At 44.4% G+C, this 2,973-nt stretch carries 4 protein-coding genes; 1 reads left to right on the forward strand and 3 read right to left on the reverse strand.

What is annotated here, in order from left to right; genetic code table 11:
• Positions 1-597: DUF2238 domain-containing protein (locus tag CAG68_RS15350; protein WP_005376330.1), on the forward strand; the 597-nt coding region annotated here is incomplete at its 5' end.
• On the opposite strand, the gene cutA is transcribed toward CAG68_RS15350, so the two are convergent.
• Genes cutA through CAG68_RS15365 form a run of 3 tightly spaced genes read right to left on the reverse strand, consistent with a single transcriptional unit; the run spans position 559 to position 2,850 of the window.
• On the reverse strand, positions 559-891 hold the full coding sequence (gene cutA, locus CAG68_RS15355; protein WP_017634166.1) for a divalent-cation tolerance protein CutA: 333 nt from the start codon (positions 889-891) through the stop codon (positions 559-561). The two genes, CAG68_RS15350 and cutA, sit on opposite strands and share 39 nt — an antisense overlap.
• A gap of 14 nt (positions 892-905) precedes the next feature.
• Positions 906-1,157 (reverse strand): hypothetical protein, encoded by a 252-nt coding sequence (locus CAG68_RS15360; RefSeq protein ID WP_005376334.1) that lies wholly within the window; start codon positions 1,155-1,157, stop codon positions 906-908.
• Positions 1,141-2,850, reverse strand: a complete 1,710-nt coding sequence (locus CAG68_RS15365) for an SgrR family transcriptional regulator (RefSeq protein WP_086047412.1) — start codon at positions 2,848-2,850, stop codon at positions 1,141-1,143. The genes CAG68_RS15360 and CAG68_RS15365 overlap by 17 nt, the downstream gene beginning before the upstream one ends.
• Positions 2,851-2,973: the final 123 nt, after the last annotated feature.

Raw genomic sequence — 2,973 nt, forward strand, 5'->3', positions numbered from 1 at the left:
ATGAAAAGCACCTCGACACTCTTAGGATTAACGATTTTTTATGCCATCGTGTTTTTATTTTCTGCGTTGGAACCTAACTCACGTGCAGTTTGGTTTGCGGAGATTATCCCGGCGATTGGTATTCTTGTTGCTATTTGGGCGATTTCGATTCGCTATCAGTTCAGTAATACGGCTTACTTTTTAATGTTCATCTGGCTCTGTTTGCACACTATCGGTGCGAAATATACGTTCTCCGAAGTGCCGTTTGACTGGTTTAACGACATGATTGGTTCAGAGCGAAATAATTTTGATCGCGTTGCGCACTTTTCAATTGGCCTTTACGCATATCCGATCGCTGAATACTTGATAAACAAAAAACGGTTCAACAAAGCGTTCTCTTGCTGGTTTGCTTTGTTTGCTATCATGTCACTTGCTGCTGGCTATGAGATTATCGAATGGTGGTATGCGGAGTTGGCTGGTGGCGATGAGGGAATTGCCTTTCTGGGCTCGCAAGGTGACATATGGGACGCCCAGAAAGATATGTTGTGCGATACCGTTGGTGCAGTGTTGTCGTTATTCTTAATGTCGGCTCAACGTCGATTCTCTCAACCATTCTAAATAAGGGTTAAACCCATCAACAATTGGAACCTGTACGATTTGAGCGACCTCGTATTCGTGCAGGTTTTCTATTTTCTCTTCCACCAATTCATAAAGTTCTCGACGAGTTTTGATGACTAGCAACCATTCGTTGTCAGTACAAACCTCCCCTTTCCAAACGTAGTGGCTTTCAATAGGCATTGTTTGAATACACGCGGCTAATTGGGCATCTAGCAAACCTTTAATGATCTGATCTCGATTTTTTTCATTACTGGTTGTACTTAAAACCATGCAATAGTCATGTTTCATACTCATTTTCTAGCCCTTTATTATTTCATCGTCACTTTGCCGCCAATCATTTTGTAAGCGGGGGTTCCTCTTACTAAAGTATCTCTTGCAAACTCTTGTCCGCAAGCGGGGCAAATACATGGGGTTTGTGTGAAATCGTCAACAATGCGCTCTTTGAAGCATTTAACCAGTGCGCCTTTCCCGCCTTTACGGTACTTAAATAGTTGAGTTTTACATTTAGAGCAAAAGATATCGACGGTTTTCGTCGGTTGTTTTTTATTCGGTTTCGCCATGGTTACTTTCTATATCCGGTTTGACCCATACATTATTAAAATCAAACCAACCTAAGGCATTACACTTTGCATTTTGTAACGCACCGCTGTGGTCTTTATTCACGCCTAGCCAGCAGTGAAACATAGGAATCACCTGACAGCTTTTTACTAACTGTCGTCCTAGCTCACGCGCAGGAAAGTCTGTGTGCATGCCGGCACGCCATTGATCGACAAGTTTAGCCCATTCACTAAAATCGTAACCTGAACTGAACTTCTCAATATCACTGTAATCCAGGAGCCAGCCCGCCAACGCGTCATTTCGGTTCGTTGCAATGCCCATAGCTTTCACCCAGATATCCACTTCCTCCGGTGCGGGCGGTTGAGAATCATAACGAATAAACTCAACCTCTATACCGTGCGGTTTTAAGAGTGTCTTGATGGCCTTGGCAACTACTGGAAACATCGGATGCTTTTTCTGATACGCTACGGAAATTACCTGATTAGCCTGTGGTACGCTGCCCGCTTCCGCTGGCCTGAGATCAATCCAACCGGGCTTAAGGCCAAAGGCTTGCAATACTCCCAGTTCCATCACTTTATCTTGTGGAACATGCGCGTAAATCTGGTGACTGTTGAGGGTTTGCGAGAGGAACTCTGCCCAACGTGGATCTTTTGCAATCCCGGTGTTTTTGTTTAGTAATAGGAATGTACATCCAGGGTCCAGCTCGACTTCATCGGATGAACCTTGTTTATCCATCTTCGGCTTTGACAGGCTTGGATAAACCATTGAAGAATAGGCTTCATCGATTACCCACACCTCCACTTGGTCAAGTAAAGGGCGAAAACCAAAGTAGCCATCAAAAGCAGTCAAAATAAGACGCTTATCATCATTCATTTTAACTTGGAACGGCCCTGTCCCTATCGGTTGTCTATCGAAGCTTTCAGAACGCAAAGCACTCGGTAGCAAAATTTTTGCTTGCGACTCACTCAGAGCCAGAGGCAGGTAGCGATCAGGACGGACGAGCTCAATATCAACGGTCCACTCTTGTGGTGAAGACACCCGCTTTATGTGAGAAAACAAGTTCAAGCCATTTAACGCAAGCACACTCTCAAGAACACAACTGGTTGTTAACGGTTCACCATTATGAAAGCGTACTCCACGACGAAGATAAAAACGCCAATGTGTATCAGAAATTGCTTCCCACGTGTGGGCTAAATCTGGTTGAAGTTGTTCATTTTCATCAAGGCGAGTGAGTCCGCTAAAAATTTGTCTGGCGATGTGCTGTTCAGAACGCCGCATCGGTTTCTGTGGGTTTAGCATCGACAATGGTCGATAATAAGGCAAACGCACGACCTGCTCGCCCTGTCGATGCTGAAGCCCTAAATAACCTTGGATAACCTGCGTCAATCGTGCCGCATCGTTATCAAGCGCATCTAGAGCCTGACCGATTTTCCCTTCATCGAGATAACGCCTGGCGAGGTTTTCGCTGACGTCGCTTCGATTACGTTTAAAAACGAGTTTCGAAAGTTTTCCTCGACCCGCTGCCGGATGCCACTCAATCCAGCCCTCTTCTTCAAGTTTATTTAGAACAATACGAGCATTACGACGTGTACAAAACAACGCTTCGGTGATGTCTTCGAGCTGAACGTCCGTATCGTGACCGGAAAATTTTTCAAACAGTGTTTCGAACTGAACACGTAAACGAGGGCTACTCATAAAGAGGAAATTCTTATCTTGTTGTCGATAAGCTAAGTTTCCTCATTTTTTCCAAAAAGTGCAAACATCACACTATAAATTATTGAATATCGATACCAATTTCTCGCGAAAGTTCAGCCAGTT

Source organism: Vibrio sp. V42_P2S4T144 (genome assembly GCF_009904715.1).
GTDB lineage: Bacteria > Pseudomonadota > Gammaproteobacteria > Enterobacterales > Vibrionaceae > Vibrio > Vibrio alginolyticus.

Bases quoted from the DNA above. Each gene is read 5' to 3' on its own strand.
- cutA (WP_017634166.1), bottom strand. From the start codon at position 891: ATGAGTATGAAACATGACTATTGCATGGTTTTAAGTACAACCAGTAAT.
- CAG68_RS15360 (WP_005376334.1), bottom strand. From the start codon at position 1,157: ATGGCGAAACCGAATAAAAAACAACCGACGAAAACCGTCGATATCTTT.
- CAG68_RS15365 (WP_086047412.1), bottom strand. From the start codon at position 2,850: ATGAGTAGCCCTCGTTTACGTGTTCAGTTCGAAACACTGTTTGAAAAA.